The 24,933-nt window shown below is 36.7% G+C and carries 20 protein-coding genes; 19 read left to right on the plus strand and 1 reads right to left on the minus strand.

The window, feature by feature from the left end; all coding sequences use genetic code 11:
* Nucleotides 1-2 precede the first annotated feature (2 nt).
* The 19 genes from ACKXGU_RS07895 (at nt 3) to ACKXGU_RS07985 (ending at nt 24,503) form a co-directional block, all read left to right on the plus strand.
* Nucleotides 3-431 (plus strand): cupin domain-containing protein, encoded by a 429-nt coding sequence (locus tag ACKXGU_RS07895; RefSeq protein WP_463464805.1) that lies wholly within the window; start codon nt 3-5, stop codon nt 429-431.
* A 3-nt stretch (nt 432-434) separates the two neighbouring features.
* Complete coding sequence (locus tag ACKXGU_RS07900) at nt 435-1,658, plus strand: glycoside hydrolase family 88/105 protein (protein ID WP_463464806.1); 1,224 nt, start codon at nt 435-437, stop codon at nt 1,656-1,658.
* Nucleotides 1,659-1,664: 6 nt separating this feature from the next.
* A complete protein-coding gene (locus ACKXGU_RS07905; RefSeq protein WP_463464807.1) occupies nt 1,665-3,095 on the plus strand; it encodes a GntP family permease in 1,431 nt (476 codons plus the stop codon).
* Nucleotide 3,096: 1 nt separating this feature from the next.
* On the plus strand, nt 3,097-4,629 hold the full coding sequence (garD, locus tag ACKXGU_RS07910) for a galactarate dehydratase (protein WP_463464808.1): 1,533 nt from the start codon (nt 3,097-3,099) through the stop codon (nt 4,627-4,629).
* Nucleotides 4,630-4,635: 6 nt separating this feature from the next.
* On the plus strand, nt 4,636-5,559 hold the full coding sequence (locus ACKXGU_RS07915; protein WP_463464809.1) for a 5-dehydro-4-deoxyglucarate dehydratase: 924 nt from the start codon (nt 4,636-4,638) through the stop codon (nt 5,557-5,559).
* A gap of 5 nt (nt 5,560-5,564) precedes the next feature.
* Nucleotides 5,565-7,097: an aldehyde dehydrogenase (NADP(+)) gene (locus ACKXGU_RS07920; protein ID WP_463464810.1), complete on the plus strand. Its 1,533-nt coding sequence runs from the start codon at nt 5,565-5,567 to the stop codon at nt 7,095-7,097.
* Between the two features lie 19 nt (nt 7,098-7,116).
* Entirely contained in the window at nt 7,117-8,361 is a 1,245-nt protein-coding gene (locus ACKXGU_RS07925) for a glycoside hydrolase family 88/105 protein (RefSeq protein ID WP_463464811.1), read from the plus strand.
* 2 nt (nt 8,362-8,363) lie between these two features.
* A complete protein-coding gene (locus ACKXGU_RS07930) occupies nt 8,364-9,410 on the plus strand; it encodes a Gfo/Idh/MocA family oxidoreductase (protein WP_463464812.1) in 1,047 nt (348 codons plus the stop codon).
* Nucleotides 9,407-11,017 carry a glycoside hydrolase family 43 protein gene (locus tag ACKXGU_RS07935; protein ID WP_463464813.1) on the plus strand — a complete coding sequence of 537 codons (1,611 nt, stop codon included), beginning with the start codon at nt 9,407-9,409 and terminating at the stop codon, nt 11,015-11,017. The genes ACKXGU_RS07930 and ACKXGU_RS07935 overlap by 4 nt, the downstream gene beginning before the upstream one ends.
* Before the next feature lie 3 nt (nt 11,018-11,020).
* The gene (gene pelA / locus ACKXGU_RS07940; RefSeq protein WP_463464814.1) at nt 11,021-13,027 is read left to right on the plus strand and encodes a pectate lyase; all 2,007 of its coding nucleotides are present in this window, start codon (nt 11,021-11,023) and stop codon (nt 13,025-13,027) included.
* The gene (locus ACKXGU_RS07945) at nt 13,014-13,793 is read left to right on the plus strand and encodes a rhamnogalacturonan acetylesterase (protein WP_463464815.1); all 780 of its coding nucleotides are present in this window, start codon (nt 13,014-13,016) and stop codon (nt 13,791-13,793) included. Before pelA ends, ACKXGU_RS07945 begins: the two co-directional genes overlap by 14 nt.
* A 3-nt stretch (nt 13,794-13,796) precedes the next feature.
* Entirely contained in the window at nt 13,797-15,146 is a 1,350-nt protein-coding gene (locus ACKXGU_RS07950; RefSeq protein ID WP_463464816.1) for a glycoside hydrolase family 28 protein, read from the plus strand.
* 6 nt (nt 15,147-15,152) lie between these two features.
* A complete protein-coding gene (locus tag ACKXGU_RS07955; RefSeq protein ID WP_463464817.1) occupies nt 15,153-16,073 on the plus strand; it encodes an alpha/beta hydrolase in 921 nt (306 codons plus the stop codon).
* 12 nt (nt 16,074-16,085) lie between these two features.
* Nucleotides 16,086-16,925 (plus strand): DMT family transporter, encoded by an 840-nt coding sequence (locus tag ACKXGU_RS07960; protein ID WP_463464818.1) that lies wholly within the window; start codon nt 16,086-16,088, stop codon nt 16,923-16,925.
* 425 nt (nt 16,926-17,350) lie between these two features.
* Complete coding sequence (locus ACKXGU_RS07965; RefSeq protein ID WP_463464819.1) at nt 17,351-19,297, plus strand: hypothetical protein; 1,947 nt, start codon at nt 17,351-17,353, stop codon at nt 19,295-19,297.
* On the plus strand, nt 19,294-20,094 hold the full coding sequence (locus ACKXGU_RS07970; RefSeq protein ID WP_463464820.1) for a hypothetical protein: 801 nt from the start codon (nt 19,294-19,296) through the stop codon (nt 20,092-20,094). The genes ACKXGU_RS07965 and ACKXGU_RS07970 overlap by 4 nt, the downstream gene beginning before the upstream one ends.
* Before the next feature lie 189 nt (nt 20,095-20,283).
* Entirely contained in the window at nt 20,284-21,288 is a 1,005-nt protein-coding gene (locus ACKXGU_RS07975; protein WP_463464821.1) for a DUF6339 family protein, read from the plus strand.
* A 472-nt stretch (nt 21,289-21,760) separates the two neighbouring features.
* Nucleotides 21,761-23,272 carry a DNA cytosine methyltransferase gene (locus ACKXGU_RS07980; RefSeq protein ID WP_463464822.1) on the plus strand — a complete coding sequence of 504 codons (1,512 nt, stop codon included), beginning with the start codon at nt 21,761-21,763 and terminating at the stop codon, nt 23,270-23,272.
* Entirely contained in the window at nt 23,244-24,503 is a 1,260-nt protein-coding gene (locus ACKXGU_RS07985; RefSeq protein WP_463464823.1) for a DNA cytosine methyltransferase, read from the plus strand. The genes ACKXGU_RS07980 and ACKXGU_RS07985 overlap by 29 nt, the downstream gene beginning before the upstream one ends.
* On the opposite strand, the gene ACKXGU_RS07990 is transcribed toward ACKXGU_RS07985, so the two are convergent.
* Nucleotides 24,488-24,904, minus strand: a complete 417-nt coding sequence (locus tag ACKXGU_RS07990; RefSeq protein WP_463464824.1) for a very short patch repair endonuclease — start codon at nt 24,902-24,904, stop codon at nt 24,488-24,490. The two genes, ACKXGU_RS07985 and ACKXGU_RS07990, sit on opposite strands and share 16 nt — an antisense overlap.
* Nucleotides 24,905-24,933 lie beyond the last annotated feature (29 nt).

Consider the following 24,933-nt stretch of genomic DNA (forward strand, 5'->3'; position numbering starts at 1 on the left):
AAATGTTTATCAAAAGAAATCATGCATTCACGGCGTTCTTGGTTATTGTTTGTCTATGCCAGAATATAACAACCGCCCAAGAAAAACAATATTCCATTGAGAACTGTGTCAATACGCTTTCAGAAAGCAATGTTATTCCAACGAAAGTAGGTTATCAATATTGGTTTGCAGATAAAGATTTTTTAGATGGACAAACGCTTAAAATGAGTGTGGTTGCTCCAGGAAAATCAACACATGCACCTCATCAACATCCCGAGGATGAATTCTTTTATGTTTTAGAAGGAACAGCCAAGTTCTTTTTAGATGGTAAGGAAAAAATTGTTCCAGCAAATACCAGTTTATACTGCCCTCCCAATAGTATGCATGGTATCAGTAATGTTGGTGATACAGAATTAAAATATTTGGTAATTAAAAAATACGAAAAGAACTAAACAATGAAACAGAACAAAATCTTAATCACAATATTAATAGTTGCAGTATCCCTTGTCTTTAATTGTAAGGATGAGAAAAAAGCGGTTACCGTAGATAGAACCGATAAAGAATTAGCAATCTCTGATAGTTTACCATGGTCCGAACGTATGGCGCTGTCTGTAATGAAACGCTATCCAAAAGCTTGGAATATTGATGACAAAACAGCTACCAAGTGGGATTACAAAATAGGAATGTTTTGTTTATCGCTCCAAAAGCTTTCAGCAAAAACAGGGAAAGATATTTACTTCAACTATTCCAGAGATTATGCCGACACGCTGATAAATGATAACGGTGAAATCAAAGATTACAAACTGGAAGATTACAATATTGATAATATCAATGCAGGTAAAATTCTGTTTGATGTATATGAAAAAACCAATGATCAAAAATATCTTACAGCGCTTGAAACATTGCGTAGCCAGTTAGAAACGCACTTAAGAACACCTTCTGGTGGATTTTGGCACAAGCGTATTTATCCCAATCAAATGTGGTTGGATGGTTTATATATGGGGCAACCTTTTTACGCCAGATACAACACCCAATATGAAAATGGTGATAAATTAAATGATGTTGTCCATCACTTTCAATTACTTCATGACCATACTAAAGATCCCGAAACAGGTTTATACTACCACGCTTGGGATGAAAGTAAACAAATGGATTGGGCAAATAAGGAAACTGGGACAGCCCCCAATTTCTGGTTGCGTGCCCTTGGTTGGTACAGTATGGCTCTGGTTGATACGTTAGATTACTTCCCTGAAGATCATCCAAAAAGACAACAACTTATAGATTATTTAAATGAATTAGCCGAAGCTGTTATTAAGTATCAGGATGATTCAGGACTTTGGTATCAGGTTCCTAATATGCAAGACAAGGAGCCCAACTATTTAGAAGCTTCAGGCTCTGGAATGCTTATTTATGCGCTTGCTAAAGGAGTCAATAAAGGATATTTACCTGACACCTATAAATCTAATGCTGAAAAAGGATTTAACGGATTAATTAATGAATTGATAACTGTTGATGATGACGGTGAAATCCATATCAATCAAGTATGTAAAAGCGCTGGACTTGGTGGAAACCCATATCGTGATGGCACCTTTGAATATTATATGAGCGAACCCATTTTAACTGATAACTCGCATGGTCTTGGTCCTTTTGTTTTGGCTGCCATGGAATTGAATAGATAAACAGATATGGACCCCATTTTCATAATTCTTATCGGTACTGCCATAGTACTCCTCTGCATTTTGGTTTTGCGAATGCATGCAGTAATTTCATTATTATTAGCTGCATTGGTTACGGCATTTCTAACTTCCCCAGAATTAATTTATGGCTTTGCTTTAAGCACAGGTATGACTGAACAAGAAGCCTTGTCATTTTCTCAAGTTTCGCTTGGCAAAAGATTAGGGGTTGCATTTGGTAATACCAGTGGTAAAATTGGAATATTGATTGCGTTGGCCTCAATTATTGGAACCTCACTAATGCGAAGTGGCGGTGCTGAACGTATCGTACGCAGTTTACTGAAACTCTTTGGAAAGAAAAATAGTTCCATAGCCCTTTTGTTTAGCAGTTTTACATTGGCTATCCCAGTGTTTTTTGATACTGTCTTTTATTTGATGATTCCTGTAATAAAATCAATCGGTATTAAGGATCCCAAAAAATTTGGTCTCTACCTAATGGCTGTTATTGCAGGTGGTGTCATGGCTCACTCATTGATTCCTCCTACTCCTGGGCCTTTATTTGTAGCCGAAACTATGAATATTGATTTAGGGATCATGATGATAGGTGGTATTGCCATTGGTACTATTACCATACTGGCTGGATATGGTTATGCCAAATGGGCAAACATGAAATGGGATTTACCTATGCGAAGCACACCAGATATCAGCATTGATGAATTAGAACAAATTTCAGAAACGGAAAATAAAGATTTACCCGGTTTGTGGTTGTCACTATTACCTGTAATACTACCTATTATACTAATAACTGGGAATACATTTTCAAAAATGTTCGCTGAAATGAATCCAGATTTGAGTTCAGTTCAAGAACAGGTGTTTTCAGTGTTCTCCATCATTGGAGATCCCAATATAGCATTATTTATTTCAGCAATCATAGCGATGTATTTAATGTGGATTCGTGAAGCGAATACCGAAAATTTCAAAAAATATATCTACGAAGCACTGTCAAGTGCTGGTATGATTATTTTAATCACCTCTGCAGGTGGCGTATTTGGTCAGATGTTGCAACAAACAGGTATTGGCATCAGAATTCAAGAGCTTTCTTCAAATTATCAAATGGCTTTGTTGCCAATGGCTTTTCTCATTACTGCTGTTGTTAGGAGTGCTCAAGGATCTGCCACTATAGCTATGGTTACCACCATTGGAATCATTGGAGGAATTGCTGATGCTGGTTTAGCCTTTCACCCGGTGTATTTGGCTTTAGTCATTGGATGTGGTTCTAAAATCTTTGCCTGGATGAATGACAGCGCTTTTTGGATTGTTACCAAAATGGCAGGTATGGAAGAAAAGGAAACCATCAGGCACTTTTCCATATTATTGATGGTTATGGCATTAGCTGGTTTAATTGCCATTATGATATTATCTAAAATTTTCCCTTTTGTTTAATATGGAATCAGCAAAAAACATATTATTAAAAACTACCAAAATTGATAACGTAGGTATTGTTGCCAATGAAATGGGCTTACAAAAAGACACGGTCTTGGCCGAAGGATTTCAATTATTGCAATATGTACCTAATGGACATAAAGTGGCATTAAGTGATTTGAAGATTGGTGATAAAATCATTCGATATGGTGAAGTCATTGGTTATGCCAATCAGGACCTTCAACAAGGCAGCTGGGTAAATGAAACCAATATGGTGTTGCCAGAACCACCAGAGTTGGAATACCTATCGATGCCAGAAACTAAAACTGTATCTATTGAGCCTCTGGAGGGTTATACCTTTCAAGGATATCGAAATAAAGATGGTAGTGTTGGAACCAAAAACGTTTTGGCTATTTCCAACAGTGTGCAATGCGTAGCTGGTTTAACTGATTTTGTGGTTAAAAAAATCAAAGACGATCTGTTGCCTCATTACAAGAATGTTGATGACGTTGCTGGCTTAACTCACAGTTACGGTTGTGGTGTTGCTATCAATGCTCCTGCAGCCATTGTTCCCATCAGAACAATTCAAAATATTGCGGTCAATCCCAATTTTGGCGGAGAAATTATGGTTTTAGGCTTGGGATGTGAAAAATTGCGCCCCGAACAAATAATCAGGGAATCAGAAAATTCTGGAGATACTGTTACCTATATGCAAGATGAATCCTTTCATGGATTTAATGAAATGATCAAAGGAATTTTAGAAACAGCTAAAATACACTTGGAAAAATTAAACAAGCGGCAACGGGAAACATGCCCTGCTTCAAATTTGGTTATTGGAATGCAATGTGGTGGTAGTGACGCCTTTTCTGGATTAACAGCCAATCCTGTAGCCGGTTTTGCTTCAGATTTGATTGTTAGAGCTGGAGGCAGTGTGATGTTTTCAGAAGTCACAGAAGTTAGAGATGCCATACATCTATTGGTGCCAAGAGCCGTAAATAAAGATGTGGCAAAAGCCCTTATTGAGGAAATGGCATGGTATGATAATTATTTACTTCAAGGGCAGGTTGATCGAAGTGCCAACACATCTCCGGGCAATAAAAAAGGGGGTTTAAGTACCATTGTTGAAAAGGCATTGGGATCTGTTATCAAATCTGGAACCAGTCCCATTGTAGATGTTCTCAAACCCGGAGAAAAAATACGGAAGAAGGGGTTAACCTTTGCGGCAACACCAGCAGGTGATTTTGTTTGTGGAACGCTGCAAGTTGCTTCAGGTATGAATGTTCATTTATTCATGACTGGACGTGGAACACCTTATGGTTTATCGATGGTTCCAGTCATCAAAATAGGAAGTAACTCCAAATTAAGTAAACGATGGTTTGACCTCATCGATTTTGATGCGGGTGAAATTGCTTCAGGTGATAAAACGATAGAGGAAATGGGCTGGGAATTGTTTCATTTAATATTGGAAGTTGCCAGTGGCAATAAACAAGTAGCCGCAGATAAATTAGGATTACATAACGACTTGGTATTATTTAACCCAGGTCCATTAACATAAAAATACATGAATTCAAAACATCAAAATATCAAAACAGCTTTAGGTGATGGATTACTCTCCTTCCCTATTACAGACATGGATGAAAATGGACATTTTAATCCATCCACTTTTGCAGACAGATTAGAATGGTTTATCTCACATGAGGTTTCGGCAATATTCGTTGCAGGTGGAACGGGTGAATTCTTTTCATTGTCAAAAGAGGAATATAAAAGCATTGTAGAAATTACCTCAAAAACTGTGAATGGACGCGTACCAACCATTTCAAGTGTTGGAAGAAGCATTCCTGAAGCCATTGAATTTGCTGCCCTTGCGGAAGAAGCTGGAATTGATGGTTTATTATTAATGCCACCCTATTTAACGGAATGTGCCAAAGATGGCGTTTTTGAATATGCAAAAACCATTATGCAAAACACCAATTTACCGGTGATATATTATAATCGTGCTAATGGAATTTTGCCTGTAGAATTTATTCAGAAATTAACTGAAACCTGTCCTAATTTTATTGCCTTAAAAGATGGAACAGGAAACATGGAGTCTCTCAATAAAACAATTAAAACTGTTGGTGACAGACTGACTTATATTGGAGGCGTTCCCACTGCCGAAACAATTTCTGAAGCCTATTTATCAATTGGCGTAAACACCTATTCTTCAGCTGTTTTCAATTTTGTGCCAGATTTAGCAAACCATTTTTATAAATCATTACGTGCAGGGGATAAAGAAACCGTAAATACGATTATCAGAGAGTTTTTTATTCCATTTGTAAACTTGAGAAGCCATGCGCAAGGCTATGCAGTAAGCTTAATAAAAACGGGAGCGAAAATCATTGGAAAACCTGCAGGAGATGTTCGTGCACCACTACCTGTTCCAAAACCACATGAGGAAGAAGAGCTACGAAAAATAATAGACAATTCTAAAAAATTGATAAAATAAAATCTATGAGTGATAATACATTCCATGGTGTTAACGCCTTTTCTGGAGAACCACTAGAAGGAACATTTGAAAACGCTTCTGAAAGTACTATTAATAATGCAGTTGAAGAAGCTGTTAATGCCTTTGAAATATATAGAAAGAAAGATAAAGAAGATATTGCCCGTTTTTTGGAACAGGCTGCTGATGAAATATTACATTTAGGTGATTCGCTTTTAGAGCGCTGTCATTTGGAATCAGCATTACCAATGGGCCGATTGATTGGTGAACGTGGTAGAACAGTAAATCAATTAAAATTATTTGCTTCCGTTGTTAGAGAAGGTTCATGGGTTGATGCTCGCATTGAAACAGCCATTCCTGATAGGGAGCCCATTCCTAAATCTGATATCAGGCACATGCTAATGCCACTAGGACCCGTGGCTGTTTTTGGAGCTAGTAATTTCCCGTTAGCGTTCTCGGTTGCTGGTGGTGATACGGCTTCGGCTTTAGCATCTGGTTGTCCAGTGGTATTTAAAGGACATCCTGCACACCCCGGAACATCAGACATGGTAGCTCATGCTATTATTACTGCTGCTGAAAAAACAGGGATGCCTCAAGGGACGTTTGCTTTACTGCATAGTAACACGCATAAAGTTGGTGAGTTATTGGTCAAGCATCCTAAAATTAAAGCCGTAGGATTTACAGGTTCGTATAAAGGAGGCATGGCATTACTAAATTATGCCAATAGCAGACCAGAACCTATTCCTGTATTTGCTGAAATGGGAAGTACTAATCCCGTGTTTATTTTACCACAAGCTTTAAGAGAGAATGGGGAAACTATAGCTAAAGGTTTAGCCAATTCCATCACTTTGGGTGTTGGTCAGTTTTGTACGAATCCTGGTTTGGCATTTGTTGAAAAATCAGAGGAAAATATCAAGTTCATGAATGAACTGAAAGCTTCCATTCAAAATGCTCCTTCAGAAACGATGCTCACATCCGGTATTTTAAATGCTTATAATCACGGTGTAAAAAATACATTATCACATACGCATGTTGAAGAATTTGCTGTAAGTCAAGCCAATGACAATGACAACAATGCCGTTGCAAGGGTATTTAAAACTTCTATGGAAGCTTTTTCAGATACGCCAACATTGTCAGAAGAAAATTTTGGTCCTTCCAGTGTATTGGTGGAAGCCAATACCAAAGAAGATATTTTGCAGGCAGCCAAAAAATTGCATGGTCATTTAACTGCCACTGTTTTTGGGACAGAAAAAGATTTTGAGGACTATGAAGAATTGTTCCGTATTTTAGAGCTAAAGGTAGGGCGTGTCATTATTAATGGGTATCCAACAGGTGTAGAAGTGTGCCATGCCATGGTTCACGGTGGACCATTTCCAGCAACAACAGCTCCCCAATCAACATCCGTTGGTACGAATGCTATAAAACGATTTGTTCGTCCCGTTTGTTTTCAGGATTACCCTGAAGCGATGTTACCCAAAGCTTTAAAAACAGACAATGTCCTCAATATTTGGAGACTGGTAAACGGTCATTTGGAAAAATAATTTGAAAATTAATAAGTATATGAAAGGAAATAAAACACCTATAAGAATAATAGTTCTACTATGTCTCTCAATGGTTTTTACTTCATGTAAAGAAGACAAAAAACAAGTTCAAGTTGAAGAACCCGCAGATAAAATGGAAATTTCAGATTCACTGAAATGGTCAGAACGCATGGCGCTTTCAGAAATCAAGCGATTTCCTGACCCAACAAAACTGGATTTTCAAGAAAAACCCAGATGGAGTTATACTAATGGTCTGGTGCTTCAAGCCATGTCACGTGTGTATGAACAAACCAATAATCAAAAATTATATGACTATATCTATGATTACGCCAACAGAATGGTTAATGAAGATGGCTCAATCAACACCTACAAATTGAAGAACTACAACCTGGACATGATAAAATCTGGTGATGCTATTTATTATTTGTTTAATAAAACACAAGAACCACGATTTAAAAAAGCCATGGACACGCTTCATGAGCAGTTGGAAGGACAACCCACAACTTCAGAAGGTGGTTATTGGCATAAAAAAATATATCCTTATCAAATGTGGTTGGATGGTGTTTTTATGGCTGAACCGTTTCATGCAAAATATAGTAAAGCATTTATGAATCCTGAGGAGGCACAAAAGATGTATGATAAAATAGTCCTTCAATTTGATTTAATCGAAAAATACAATCGAGACCCTGAAACAGGTCTGTATTACCACGGCTGGGATGAAAGTCGGGAACAAAAATGGGCAGACAAAGAAACGGGTTTGTCTCAAAATTTCTGGTCTCGCGGTATGGGTTGGTATGGTATGGCACTGGTTGATATTTTAGATTTTTTACCTGAAAATCATCCCGGAAGAGCTAGAATTCTTAAGTATTTAAACCAATATGCCGAAGCCATTGTTAAGTATCAAGATCAAGAAACGGGAACCTGGTATCAAGTATTAAACATGCCTGATAGAGAAGGCAACTATCTTGAAGCTACAGGTACTAGTATGTTTACCTATACGCTGGCCAAAGCTGCCAACAAAGGTTATATCTCTGAAACCTATTTAGAACATGCCAATAAAGCATTTCAAGGCATTTTAAATACGTTCATATCGGTTGAAGATAATGGCATTGTGAACCTTAATAGATGTTGTTCGGTAGCTGGTTTGGGTGGTAATCCTTACAGAGATGGAACATTTGAATATTATATTGGGGAAAAAATTAGAGCAAACGATCCTAAAGGCACGGGACCCTTTATGTTTGCCGCTCTGGAATTAAATAAGTAATTATGAAATCATCAATAAATACAGCATTATGTTCTTATGGCATGAGTGGTCATCTATTTCATGCACCATTTATTGATGTCCATCCAGACTTTAACCTCTATGCCGTATTTGAACGAAGCAAAAATTTATGTGAGTCAAAATATCCTTCCGTTAAAACCTATCGTTCGTTAGATGTCATGCTTGAAGACGACGCCATTGATTTAGTAATAGTCAATACGCCAAATATTACACACTACGACTTTACAAAAAAGGCCATTGAATCTGGAAAGCATGTTGTGGTTGAAAAGCCTTTTACGGTAACTACAAAAGAAGCTGAAGAATTAATGGCTTTAGCAGACAAACACCATGTAAAATTATCAGTTTATCATAACAGGCGCTGGGATAGCGACTTTAAAACAGTCAAAAAAATAATTGAATCAACTCTTTTAGGGGACATTATTGAAGCTGAATTACATTATGACAGATTAGACCCCGAATTAAGCTACAAAACCCACAAAGAAACACCAACCGAAGGTGTGGGAAGTTTATATGATTTAGGATCTCATCTAATTGACCAGGCATTGGTCCTTTTTGGAATGCCCAGTAGTGTTTTTGCAACCCTTGATACGTTTAGAAAAAACTCGAAAGTGTCTGATTATTTTGATGTCAAGCTGTTTTATAAATCTCATTACGTCACCTTAAAATCAAGCTATTTTGTTTGTGAGCCTATACCTGCCTACAGTGTTCATGGTACCAAAGGTTCATTCTTAAAATCTAAAGCTGATGTTCAGGAAAGCGATCTTCAAAAAGAGAAACGTCCTGATGAAAGCAATTGGGGCATTGAACCACAATCTGAAAGTGGTCTTTTACACATCAAAAAAAATGGTAAATCCGAAAAAGAGCCTACACCAACTGAACCAGGCAGCTACATGGATTATTATAATGGTATTTCAGAAGCTATTTTGAATGATAAGCCATTACCTGTTACAGCACAAGAAGCTGCGAATGTTATTAAAGTGATAGAAGCAGCCATTCAAAGCAATCAAGAAAAGCGTGTTATTGCACTATGAGAATAGTATTATCAATCATATTATTTTTTTCCATATTGGGTCTTTCAGGTCAAGTAAAGCCCATTTCTAAAGTTTGGGTGTCAGATAATGGAGATGGCACCTATACAAACCCGATTTTACATGCCGATTACTCTGACCCAGATGTAATACGAGTTGTAGATGATTACTATATGACTGCGTCATCATTTACATGCTCTCCTAGTTTACCCATTCTTCATTCCAAAGATTTAGTCAATTGGGAGCTCATCAACTATGCATTACCTAAACAAGTTCCTTTAGACGTTTTTGATAAGCCTCAACATGGTAATGGTGTTTGGGCACCTTGTATCAGGTATCATAATAAAGAGTATTATATATACTATCCTGATCCAGATTTTGGTATTTATATGATAAAAACCCAGGATCCTAAAAGTGAGTGGTCTGATCCTATTTTAGTAAAATCAGGAAAAGGACTTATTGATCCAACGCCACTTTGGGATGATGACGGAAAAGCTTATTTGTCTTACGCTTTTGCAGGTAGTCGAGCAGGTATAAAGAGTTTGTTGGTTATTGCCACATTGAACTCTGAAGGAACAAAAACCAATGACGATGAGGTTATGATTATTGATGGCCATGATGAAGAGCCTACTATTGAAGGCCCTAAATTCTATAAACGAAACGGGTTCTATTATATTTTTGCTCCTGCTGGTGGCGTTGCTCCTGGTTGGCAAACAGTTTTAAGGTCAAAATCTATTTATGGTCCCTATGAAAAGAAAAAAGTCCTTCATCAAGGAAACACTCCAATAAATGGGCCGCATCAAGGAGCTTGGGTAACTACAGAAACAGGAGAAGATTGGTTTATACACTTTCAAGATAAAGGAGCTTTCGGACGTATTGTTCATTTGCAGCCAATGCAATGGAAAAATGATTGGCCTGTTATGGGTATCGACCAAAACAATGATGGCATTGGAGAGCCAGTCATAACCTTTAAAAAACCAAATGTAGGAGGTTCTTATTCCATAGTTACACCACCAGATTCAGATGAGTTTAATAGCCCTAAACGAGGTTTACAATGGCAATGGCAAGCAAACCCTCAAGTATATTGGGGTTTTCCAACATCTATGGGACACTTTACAATGTATTGTATGCCCAAACCTAAAGAAGCAGTCAATTTACATACTGTACCTAATCTATTGTTACAAAAATTTCCTGCTGAAGAATTTACAGCTACAACTAAAATGACATTTAATGCGCGTTTTGACAATGAAGAGGTTGGCTTTTTAATCATGGGATTAGATTACAGCTATCTTCAAGTAAAGCAGGAAAATGGAAATCTGTACTTGTCTCAAATTGTATGTAACAATGCTGATAAGAGTGGGTTAGAAAAGCAAAATGACAAAATAAAGATTAGCACTAATACTGTTTATTTACAAGTAGATGTTCGTAAAGGAGCTGTTTGCAATTTTTCCTATAGTATCGATAACAAAACGTTTACATCAATAGGGCATAGTTTTAAAGCTCGTGAAGGTAAATGGATTGGTGCAAAAATAGGCTATCTGGCATTAAGAAAAGGCGTTATAAATGATGCTGGAAGTGTCGATATTGACTGGATTAGATTCAAAAAATAAATAATGACTTTTAAACATAAAATAATAGTTGTTTTATTCCTTTTGGGTTTTGGTGTTCAAGCTCAAATATTGGATAAATCATGGCGAAACCTTATTCATGACAAATCAGATGCTTGGTTTTCAACAGAAGAAGCAAGACAAATAGCCGAAAATGTAATACTGTATCAAAGAGATATTGGTGGTTGGCCCAAAAATGTGCAAATGCACCTACCCCTTTCCAATCAAGAAAAACAAAATTTAGTCGACACTAAAAAAGTTGGTGATGGTGCTACAACCGACAACGGAGCGACTGTTCAAGAAATGTTGTTTTTATCAAAAATGTACACTCAAAACCCGGATGAGCGCTATCGAATCAGCTTTTTAAATGGTCTTGATTATTTGCTACAAGCGCAATATCCCAACGGTGGCTGGCCACAGTTCTATCCCTTACGTGATGGATATTACTCACATATTACTTACAATGACGATTCCATGGTCAATATCATGAATGTGCTTCTGGAAATTAAAAACAATAGTGATTATTATGCCATTAAACCTTCAAAGGCGCAATTGGAAAAAGTCAACACAGCGTTTGAAAAAGGAATTGATTGTATTCTAAAAACACAATACAAGCAAAACGGTGTGTTAACAGCCTGGTGTGCCCAACATGATGAAAAAACTTTTCTGCCTGCCAAGGCCAGAACGTATGAATTGCCGTCTTTAAGTGGCGCGGAATCAGCTGGAATTGTAGCATTATTAATGTCTGTTGAAAATCCTTCACAAGAAATAATTACCGCTGTAAACCATGCGGTTCAATGGTTTGATAAAACAAAAATAAGTGGTTTACGTGAAGATAGAATCTATAATGATCAGGGTAAATTGATTGATAAAAAAATGGTTGCTGATGCCAATGCTCCAGCCATTTGGGCCAGATTCATGGAGCTTGAGGACAATACGCCATTTTTCTGTGACCGCGATGGTATTAAAAAATCCTCAATTGCTGATATTGGTTCAGAACGAAGAAACGGCTATGCTTGGTATGTTAACCATCCTCAAAAAGTATTGGATGCTTATCCGAAATGGAAAAAAAAGTATGTCTTGCCTCAATCCAAAAAACCTTCTAATGAATATAAAATTGTTGTTGCTCAAGATGGTAGTGGTGATTATTCTAGTATTCAAGAAGCTATCAACAATACCAAATCCTTTCCTTACGACCAGGTAACAATCTTTATTAAAAATGGTATTTATAAAGAAAAAGTGAAAGTACATGAGTGGAATCCTAACCTCGCTATTGTTGGAGAGAGTAAGGATCATACCATTATTACTTATGATGATTACTTCAATAAAGTTGGATTAGGTAGAAACAGCACGTTTTTTACTTACACGCTTTTGGTTGAAGCCAATAATGTGATACTTAAAAATCTGACTATTGAAAATGCTTCCGGCGATGTAGGTCAGGCGGTTGCCCTGTCTGTGTTTTCAGATGAAGTTGCCATTATAAACTGCAAGCTTTTAGGAAATCAGGATACCTTGTATGCATCAGGGAAGGGTAAACAGTATTATAAAGACTGCTACATTGAAGGCACCACCGATTTCATTTTTGGAAGCGCCACCGCATTTTTTGAAAACTGCCAAATTCACAGTAAGCGCGATTCATATATTACGGCAGCTTCAACCCCTCAAGAATCTTCATTTGGTTATGTGTTTAAAGATTGTAAACTCACAGCTGAAGACGTTGTTAAAGCAGTCTATTTGGGACGCCCCTGGCGTATTTATGCTCAAACCGTTTTCATCAATTGTGATATGGGAAACCATATTTTACCTGTTGGTTGGCACAATTGGTCTAAACCTGAAGCAGAAAAAACAACCTTTTATGCCGAATACAAAAACTACGGCCCAGGTTTTCATCCTGACAAGCGAGCAGCATGGTCTCACCAATTAAAAGTGAGTCAAGCCAAAAAATATACCCTAAAACACGTTTTGGGAAATGCTCAAAAAACCTCTAACAAAGCATGGTATGAATCACTATAAGGTACTTTTAATGTTGTTATTGGTATTCGTTCAGTCTTGTAAAAAAGAGACTGAAGAAACTTCAAATATGGAACAACCTGAATTTCCCATTTCCATTTATACCATTGGTGATTCAACTATGGCTGATAAAGTTGATCCCGAAGAAAACCCGGAACGTGGTTGGTGTCAGATACTTCCCGAGTTCTTAAATGATAAGGCTTTAGTGAAAAACCATGCTGTTAACGGCAGAAGTACCCGTAGTTTTATTAATGAGAAACGTTGGGATACGGTTTATGGTCAACTACAACAAGGAGACTATGTATTCATTCAATTTGGTCATAATGACCAAAAGGAATACGATCCTGCTCGCTACACCAATCCGCATACGGCTTATAGAAATAACCTCATCCAATTTATACAGGATACTCGAAAAAAAGGCGCTACACCTATCCTCTTCACTTCAATAGTACGTCGAAAATTTAATGATGAAGGAACCTTAATCGATACACATGGCGCTTACCCGTTAGAAATGCGTCTCGTTGCCCAAGAATTTGATGTGCCTTTAATTGATTTACAATTTCTGACTGAAACTTTGGAAGAAGCTTATGGTATGAAAGGTTCCAAAAAACTCCACTTACATTTTCAGCCAAACGAGATTCCATATTATCCTGAAGGTAAGGAAGATGATACGCATTTATCGGTTTTAGGTGCGACAGAAGTAGCCAAACTGGCTGTTGAGGCTTTGCAAAATCAGGTAATTGGTTTTGATACATTCATTAAAAATTAAAACATGAAAAAACTATTCGCTGTCATATTGGTTTTAGCTTTTGGTCATGCTATGGCTCAAAAAATCAACAAGGATTCCATTATCTCACAAATCGAAAGCAACATATTCTTACCAAAAATCCCTGATTTCACGGTTAATGTTATCGATTTAGGCGCAAAAAACGATGGTAAAAAAGACTGTAAAAAAGCGTTCGATAAGGCCATGAAGGCCTGTGCCAATAATCATGGCGGAACTATTGTCGTACCCAAAGGAACATACCTTATAAATGGACCTATTCATTTTAAAAGTTTTACGAGGTTACATTTAGAAGAAGGTGCCACCCTGGTTTTTGGTTCTAATCCTGAAGACTATCCCAATGTGTTGACCAGTTGGGAAGGCACAACGGTTTATAATCACAGCCCGATGATTTATGGTATTAATGTGCAAGATGTAGCCATAACCGGAACGGGAACTATTGATGGCGAGGGCCATGACCAATGGGCTACTTGGAAACCTTTGGAGTCCAAAGGAAAGCAAATGAGTCGTGATATGAATCACCAGGAAACTCCAATCAACGAGCGTATTTTGGGCAATGGTTTTAAATTAAGACCGCAACTCCTCCAATTTGTAAACTCCAAAAACATTCTAATTGAAGATGTCAAAGTCGAAGATTCGCCATTTTGGTGTGTGCATTTGTTAAAAAGCAACAGCATTACCCTTCGAGGGATTCGGTATGATGCCCACAATAAAAATAATGATGGCTTGGATATTGAACAATCGCGTAATGTCTTGATTGAAAATATTGAATTCAATAATGCCGATGACAATATTGCCATTAAAGCAGGTCGCGACAATGATGGGAGAAATAATGCACATATGCCTTCAGAAAACATCCTGATTAGAAACTGCAAATTTAAAGGGCTTCATGCTCTGGTAATTGGCAGTGAAATGTCTGCAGGTGTCCGTAATGTTTACGTCTTTGACAGTGAAGCCAGTGGCTATTTAAAGCGAGGTATTTACCTGAAGACCAACTCCGACAGAGGTGGATTTATCAAAAATATTCACATTGAAAATATTCAGTTTGGTAATGTTGAAGACGCCATTTATATGACTTCTAATTATCATGGTGAAGGCAGTGGTCTTTATCCATCTAAAATATCGGATGTCACCATTACAAATGTTAGCTTTAAGACCGTATCCAATGCTGCCATTGTGATTGAAGGATTTCCTGGATTTGAAGTTGAAAATGTCCTGATTGATCATTTAAATATTGAATCGGCTACCAACGGCATGACCTTAACCAACACAAAAAATGTTCAATTTAACGAAGTCATTATTGGTGACAAACAAGGTGTTCCCAGTGCTGCAAATTGATACCCTATGACCTGCAAACCTATTTTTTTTCTGATTGTTTGGCTTACATTCTTTGGCAAAGTATGGTCGCAAAACCAAGTTATTCCGCTATGGGAAAACGAAATTCCAGGAGCTATTGCCAACAGCGCCTATCAAGAAGAGTCACAGATAGAAAATGGCGTCGTGTTGCGAATAAAACGGGTAACTTCGCCAAGCATAACAGTCTATCAACCTAAAAACCCCAACGGAACAGCTATTCTAATCTGTCCTGGTGGTGGTTATCGTCATTTAACGGTCAATAAAGAAGGCAAAAAGGTTGCAGATTGGTTAAACACGTTAGGTATTACGGCTTTTGTACTAAAGTATCGGTTGCCCAATGATTCCATCATGACCGATAAAACCATTGGTCCGCTCCAAGATGCTCAAAAAGCCATGCGGTACATACGGTATCATGCTGAAGATTGGAATCTTAAAACCGACCATATTGGTGTTATGGGTTTTTCGGCTGGTGGACATTTGGCGGCTTCCCTTTCAACACAATATTTTAAAGACACCTATAGCGACACATATACCATCAGTGCCAAACCTGATTTTACCATTTTGGCCTATCCTGTCATTTCGATGAACGATAGTATCACACATAATGGATCCAAAACCAATTTATTGGGTTTAGAACCATCCCAGCAAGTGGTTGACCGTTTTTCAAATGAATTACAGGTGAATTCAGCTACACCCAAAACATTTTTGGTTCACGCTACTGATGATGCTTCTGTGCCTGTTGAAAACAGCATCAACTATTATAAGGCACTAAAAGCTTATGAAGTCCCTGTTGAGATGCATCTCTATGAAACAGGTGATCATGGCTTTGGTTTGGGACGGGAAGGCACAAACAACTTTTGGACAAAAACCTGTGAACAGTGGCTATTAGCAAATAAATACTTGGATTAAACAACTTATGCCTTGAATAAGTCCATACAATACATGATTATTAGTGCCTTGGCATTTGCCATGCTCAATGTTGGTGTAAAATATCTAGGTAAATTCAATGTGTACCAAATTGTATTTTTTAGAGCTTTAGGCTCCTTATTTTTTACCTTTCCTTATTTGATAAAATATAAAATTCCCATTAAAGGAAACCGAATAACCTTATTGATTTTACGGAGTATTTTTGGTTTAGTAGCCATGACCCTGTTTTTTGCATCTCTTAAGTTATTGCCAACAGGAACTGCCATTTCCATACGGTATATCGCACCTATTTTTGCGGCCCTTTTTGCATTGCTCATTCTGCGTGAGCGCATTAAACCCATACAATGGCTACTATTTATTTCGGCGTTTACAGGTGTTTTAATGCTCAAAGGTTTTGAAATCGATAGTCTGGGGTTAGGATTTGTATTAGCACTCATTTCGGCCGTATTTACAGGTTTGGTATTTATCATTATTCGTAAAATTGGTAATCAGGATCACCCTATGGTCATTGTCAATTATTTTATGACGCTGTCTTGTATAGTCAGTGGCATTATGTGCATCAATTATTGGGTGACACCCAGTGGTATGGAATGGCTGGTCTTATTGAGTCTGGGTGTTTCCGGATATTTGGGGCAAATATTTATGACCAAGGCCTTACAACAGTCTGAAACCCGATTGGTTGCACCACTAAAATACATTGAAGTGGTCTTTACCATGATAGCCGGCTTTATCTGGTTTGCCGAAAGCTATACCCTTATCAGTTTATTAGGTATTGTCCTGATTATTTTTAGTTTGGTCTGCAATGTTTATGTGGTAAAGGCCAAGAAAAAATAATTTGGCTAAATCATAAATCAAAAAAGCCTCTTAATAATATAGAGGTTTTTTGTTTTATAGTATTCCTTAAAAAGAAAAGTTCAAAAATTTATTCTTCATATTTGTATATATTTATACGTATATATTCTTATATGTTTCATTATATTATTAAATTTGCATTTAATTTTATATATTTGTATTATTATATAATTATTATGAACAATGTGAACCGAAAAAGATTTGAAAGAGTAGCATCAGGAAGGGTTAATAGGGTTATTAATGCTCTTCAGAGCCTAGAAAAATGTTCTAATACATACAACTATGAATATAGTGAAGATGATGTAAAGAAAATGATGTCTGCAATCAGAAGTGAACTAGAACTCGTAAGAGTATCCTTTGACAAAGGACTTGCTAAAACCAAAGACAAATTTAAATTTTAATCCCTTATGCAAAAACCTTCTTTTTATGCCCCAAAAGCCAATGATGAATATTCCGATATAGGGCCAAGAAATGCTGCTGTCCTGACATTTTCGGGAAATTCAAGTAACTCAATTGTTAAAGAACTTACACAGAATTCTCTTGACGCCAGAGCTGACAGAAGAGGAAAATTAAGAATACATATTCGAGAAGTGGAGATTCCAAAAAAGGATATTCCGAATTTCAGTGAATTTGAAGAAGCTATTAACCTCATGGAAGCATACTGGAATTCCAAGGGTAATCAATACAGGACATTTTTCAAAACAGCAAAAAAATCTATTGAGGGTTCTAAGGTAAAAATGTTTGTGTTCGAAGACTTTATGACAAAAGGACTTGAAGGCGATGACAATGAAGGAACATTTAAATTCTGTGTCAATGACGAGAATGTTTCCGGTAAATCTCATTCAGACTCACTTGGAAACCACGGAATAGGGAAAAACTCTGTATTCGGTTATTCTGGAGTGCAAACAGTTTATTACAGTTCTTTAAACGATAACGGCAGCCATAAATTCAAGGGAGTAACAAAGCTTGGAAGTTTCCTTGACAGTAAAGGAATTAAAAGATCTGAAAGAATGTATTATGGGCTCGAAGGCGAAAAAGGTGTTAAACTAGTTTCTGATCCGCAGTCCATACCTGAAGTTTTCAGAAGAACTGAAATAGGACTCAGTCAATATGTTGTTGGTGCTGAGTTACAGGAGGGTTGGAGTGATAATATTAAATGTGCTTTCCTTGAGAATTACTGGCTTCTGTTTGAGACAGACATATTAACGGTTTCCATAAATGACGAGATCCTTGATAAAAGTAATTTTGAAGAAGAGGCTATAAGACTGTTTAACGAAGATTCTTCTAAAGAAAATCCTATTCCCTATATAAAAACATATAAATCCACTCAGATATTCAAAACAAAAAAAATACATAAAATAGGCAATGTTAACCTTTATCTTAATGAGGAAACAGAAGGAGACGTATTCCCTAATAAAATTGTCTTTTTAAGAGATGGTATGAAAATAAAAATGGATCCGTTAAGGGTTAGCGGTCTGCCAATAAACATTGCCGGTGTAATATTCTGTGATAACCCAAATGGAAACAGCATTTTAGGAGCTATGGAACCCCATGCCCATGATCAGTTTTTACCTGAACTTGTGGCTAAAAAGGAAATTGAGGATGTGACCGTAAGTGATGCCAAACAAATTCTATATGAAATCAACGCTTTTAAAAAAGAGGTCCTCTTAAACATTAAAAAGCAATATACAGAAGAAACTGAAAATGTTGATATAGTTGATGAACTGTTCTCAAAAATACTTGGAATTGGTACTGGCTCTTCTTCGGGAAAAACAAATGAGACCAAAAAAGAATCCTTCAATAAAAAAATAGTTAGTCTTGATTACAACGGGGAATTCAGTTCAAGTAAAAGAAATTCAGTAATAAACAATAATGAGGAAGCCGATCTCGGTGAAGGAGAAGGACCCGGAGCGGGAACAGGTACTGGTGGCAAAGGAATTCATATTGGCACCGGTCAGAATAAAGGTGACCAAAAGGGCGGTTCCGCAAAATCTGATAAAAAAAATCCGGGAAAAATAAAACACAATATTACATCAAGATTTTTCCTTAGTGAATCCGAATCAGATGTAAATACATATAATCTGGTGCTTAGATCTCCCGAAGATATTTCCGAAATCGATATTGTTATTGGTCAGAAAGGAGATTCGGAAAAAGTTAAGCAGATGAGTTCAGAATTAGTCAGCGCAAAGTCTGCAGGCCGGTCTCTTAATTTTAAAAAGAATACTGACAGTAATAATGATATTATTTCTTTTAACATCAGTGGAATCAGTATAAAAGAAGATGTTCCTGAAATTATTGAAATAAAAATGATGGAAAAGAAGAAAAGTGCACTAAAATTAATTGAAACAAAATGATAACAAAATCAAATTTCTCACTTCCTTATCCGGCTTTAGGGCTTGAAAATGATTTCAAAGAAGGTGAATTTTCAGTAAAACCTGCAATCTATTCAGCTGACGGGATTCTTCATCTTAAAGAAGAAACAGTAGAAATCACTAATGAATATGTTAGAGAACTTTTTGAAAGAAGAATGGTATCTACAGCTTATAAAATTGACTGCTCTTCCACATTATTCAATTATTGCTCATATGAGAATAAGCATATTGAAATTCCGTTAATTAGTCTTGCCAATTCGATAAAAGTTGAGGTATTCCTTGTTGCGACTACAGATATTGAAAACTACACCAGCGACTCCTTTAATGAAGACTATTTTCTTGGTGAGAATAATGGCGTATTTCAGGTGCAGGAAGGAAATATAATTGGTTTTGCAGGCTACAAAAACATTCCGCTCAACGAAACGTATACGGCGGGTGGTTCCAGTATCTTTAAATTCACAAAAATGATGGGGTCACATCCCGTTCTTATTGATGTTGAAGATTCAAAAATAGAAGTCATATATCCGGATATTGAGGAAAAGCTAAATATTATTAACACTTTGCCAAGGACAAAACGTCTGACTTTTTTGAATCTGTTTATCGTACCCGCTCTGCAGCAGGCATTTTTTGAGCTAAAAGATGCAGCAGCAGATGAAAGATCAGAGGAATATATACAACAGCATAAATGGGCCTATATATTGAGTGAAGGATATCCAGATTACTTCAAGGAAGACCCTTATGCCAGATGCTCAGAATTACTTGCAGAAACTTCTGCATAAAGGAAGCAGCAAAGAATCTTACACGCCGGTACTTGAAGCATTTTTTAACGAATTATCATAAAAATGAAAATAAAAAAAATAACTAAAGAGAGTTATGAAACTCTGCTTTTTAATCTGAATCATAATTTTAGCGAGGTAAATACCTCGTATTTAAGACATAGTCATAATTTTATACCACTGACTAATGCAATGAGTACTATAGAAGACGGAGCTTATGAAATTGAAGATAGCTTTTATAATTCTGTCTTAAAACAAATTTCTCTGAAAACAGATGGTAATGGAACTTATGATTTTGAAAATGCCAGTATTATCTATGAAATGTTTCCTGACCTCACTCCTATGGAGGCAAATGACGAAAGGTTCTGGACAAGACTTACCCATGACCATTTCCACAAATATGTTATCAAAAGATGGATGGATGGAAAAGGTTCGGCAAAAGATGTTCGAAAGATAATAAAACAACGATTTTTTTTCGAGGGCAGCGGACAACAGGCAAGAGTAAGAAATGCTATATCAAGATTATGGTGGATTGCACATCTCACTGTAAATCATGAGGCAGAAGAAGAAAAAAAATGGGAACTTACAAAAGCTATTTGCGAATCTCAGGATTTTATTACTTCAATTCTGGAAAGGAGTCTCGGGAGCTATACTGACTTAAGAACAGGTATATTAGAGTACTATTCTGAAAATAAACATAAATTCGGGTCTAATAAAAGTAAGACCATTCAGGGGCTTCTGAAGGACCTGAATAATTATGGAGGAGTTTCACTCCTTGCAATGATGACGAAGGAAAGCGCCAAGAATCTTGTAGGAGAATTAATTCAGTCCTATGGTATAGTTCACAAGATGTATACAAAAAAAATAAGCAATCAGGATATTGAAAGGACTCCATCAATAAATGTAGCTGCAGCAGAAGATTTTTTTGGTCTTAATATGGAAAATGGTGAAATCACTAAAATTAAATTTCATTATAAAAACAAGGAATATCTAGTTGAATTACATAAGAGAAATACCCGAAATGAGTATCGTTTTTTTATTAATCATTTTAAAGAAGAAATAGGCTATGAAGAAGATTATATACTGGAATTTACAAAAAACAGTGATGGGTATTTTTTGAATGTATTGACCCCTGGAACTAAAAAACATGATTCAGCTATATCAAAACTAGATGGAAAAATGCATCTGATCCAATAATTTAAAAAGTTGATAATATCCTAAAACTTTTTGCCAAGTTATCAAACTTTTTCTCTGTCGAGTTGCCCTTCAGACTGTTAAGGATAACCAACAGTAAACTTATCTGAATATGGTATCTTCATCATAACTTGTACTTTCCAAGATATTTGAGCTGATGTTCATAACTTTCCTCTGTCAGTGTCATATTTTTCCAGTCTAGAGGATTTGCAGAAGATTCAATCCCGCTTGAAATTAGCACTTTATAATTGCCTGAAATTTCATTTAAAAATTTGAGTCGCTTTCTTAATGTTATAATCCTGTTTTATTCTAATATCAATGATTCTTTCAATAATCATCACTTTATATTTTCATGTTATAAAGGTTAGTCATTGTTGAAAATTGCAAAACGGAATATGGCCAAAAACTAATGTTTAATCTTAATAAATTGTATCATTATGAAAACAAAAAACAGATTTTTTAAAAACCCTGAACATTGAATAAATTGTTAGTAAGTAAGACTGGAATTTCTTTCATGATTATATCATTGAATGTATTTTTAACAGCTTATATGAATAACTACACTTACATAGATTTATTTGCGGGCGCCGGTGGCCTTACGGTAGGTTTTGGTAACAAGGGCTTTCATCTTGAAATGGCTAATGACATAGCTGAGCCCGCCCTGAATACTCTTAAATATAATCTAAGGTATACACATCCAAAAGCAGAGCCTGAAAGAGTAATTCTCGGTGATATAATAGAGCTGTATGAACACCTTGGAACCGGAGAGGTTATTCATGATGTGCAGGGACACATGATTATTGAGACCCAAAAGGAAGTTGAGCTTAGAAAAAAGGCTCCTTCTGTCAGAAATAATGAAACCATAAAAAAGATCCTGTCTGATATCCATCACGTGGATGTTCTTGTCGGCGGTCCCCCCTGTCAGGGTTTCTCAATGATCGGAAGATCAAAAAAAGCCACTATAGAAGAACGCACTAAAGGGTTTATTGATGACCCAAGAAACCAACTATTTAAGTACTATCTGAAATTTGCGGAAAAGTTGCAACCAAAGATTGTCCTGATTGAAAATGTTAAGGGACTTGCATCGGCCTCAGGTTACAGAGATCTCATTGAAAACTCATTGAGACAAACAGGAAGTATAGGCTATAATTCTTCATCGGCAATTCTCAATGCCAAAGATTTTGGACTGGCACAAAACAGAGAACGTATATTTTTCATTGGCATAAGAAATGACCTTTCCGAAAAGTATAATATCAGTGCAGCTGAACTTTTTCAGGAAATAATTAGGAGTAAAACTGAACCTTTAAAGTTGAAAGAAGTGATCTTTGACCTCCCTCAGATAAAAGCCAATCCAAAACCCAATAATTACAAGGTAGAATCTGAATTTTCTTTTTCTGATCCTGAATGTTTCGGGAAAAATATGTCCGATCTTCCATACAGCAACCTTGTTAAGAATGACAGTGAACACACTTATGGTAAGCTGATTAACACATACAGGGGGGAAACAATAACTCCTAAACATTTGTACAACCATAAATCCCGCTATCATAATAAAAGGGATCTTTTCATTTATGAAAATCTTGTTGCCGGTAAATACCTCAATGATCCGGTAAATAAAGTGGCACTTTCCAAAGTAACTTATGGCGTTGTAACAGATGAAAACGGAAATAAGAAAGTCAGAGGATTCGGTGATAAATACTTTAAACTGGACCCCGAAAGTCTTTCCAAAACAATAATTGCACATCTAGAAACTGACGGTAATTCCTATATACACCCTGGAAAATTTCCCAGAAGTATAACCCCTCGAGAAGCAGCAAGGATTCAGTCATTTCCTGACTGGTATTTCTTTACAGGCAATACAAGAAATCAGTTAAAACAGATAGGTAATGCAGTACCTCCTTTACTTGCGGGCGTATTTGCTGAAAAATTCAAACTATTCCTTGATAAGATTACAATAAATGAAAAACAAAAAGCTTACGTTTATTGATCTTTTTGCGGGATGCGGCGGCCTTTCCGAGGGCTTTCTGCAGTCCGGTCATTATGAAGCCCTTGCACATGTGGAATGGGAGGTTCCCATGGTCAACACCCTTCGTAACAGATTAGTGAAAAAATGGAAACATTCTGAAGAAGAGGCTTTCAAGAGGACCATACATTTTGATATTCAGAAAATTGATGAACTGATCAGTGGCAATTGGAAACCTCAAACCAAGCTGACTTACGGCAATACAAATCATCCTTCAGTTATGGAAAAAGGACTAAAGGGACTTGCTGAAGGAAAAAAAGTAAACCTGATTATTGGAGGCCCACCATGTCAGGCATATTCTGTGGCCGGAAGAGCTCAGGATAAGAACTCCATGAAGGATGATTACAGGAATTACCTTTTTGAGAGCTTCATCAAAGTTGTGGATGCTTTTCAGCCGGACATGTTCGTTTTTGAGAACGTTCCCGGTATGCTAAGTGCCTGCCCGGGAGACAGAAAGGTCACTGAAAGAATCTATGATTCATTCAGTGAACATGGTTATGATATTTTAGAGCCAAATGAACTAAAAAAAGCTGTGCAGTCTGCCAGTGATTTTGGAGTGGCACAGAAAAGAAAACGTGTTATTATCATAGGATTACGAAGAGATCTGAAATCTGATGATTTTAATCTTGAAACGGTTTATTCAGCGATAAATAAGCAGAAAACCGTAAATAAAAAGAATTTGAAAGATGTCATAGGTCATTTGCCTAAATTAGTTCCTTTAAAAACCATTACTAAAGCAGATGGTCGCAAATTTTCACATGGCCCTCTTGATTCTAGTGAGGATATTCCTGAAAACCATTATCCCAGATTTCATAACGAGAGAGATATTAAAGTATTCAGGGAGTGGGTTGCAAAAAATATGAATAACCTCAAAATGGAGGATCGTATCAGTTTCTACAATAATCTCTTAAGTAAAAACTCCAATCATGCTAAATACAGAAACCTCGAGTGGGACAAACCTTCACAGACTATCGTGGCCCACCTTTATAAGGATGGACTGATGTTTATTCATCCTGATGCTGAACAAGCTAGGTCAATAACAGTGAAGGAGGCTGCCTTAATCCAATCGTTCCCGGATGATTTTGAATTTAAGGAAAGTATGGGATCCAATTACAAGATGATTGGAAATGCTGTACCACCGCTTATGGCCAAAAAGATAGCAGAAGCTATTGCGAAGGTTTATGATAAGATTTGATCTTTCAAATTATTAAGAGTTTTATCACACTTGCCTGTTTTCAGATCACATTCCCACAGAACTATAACGTTCCAACCATCTGATCTCAATTTTAAATAGTTTTCAGAATCTCTTTGTTTTGTCCTGTCTATTTTTTCCTTCCACCATAAAGTGCGGGTTTTTGGAGTAACAGCATATCTGCAGTTATGATGACCGTGCCAGAAACATCCGTTCACAAAAATAATAGCCTTATATTTTTTGAGCACTATATCCGGTGAACCATTCAGGTTTTTAACATGAAGGCGATACCTGAATCCTTGAGAAAACAGAAACCTTCTTACAAGTATTTCAGGCTTGGTATCCTTACCTTTAATACGGCTCATATTATAGCTTCTTATCTTCTTACTGTGAACATCACTCATATTGGAAGTAACTTTTTTTCTTTAATACC

The organism is Hanstruepera sp. CR43 (assembly GCF_055227665.1).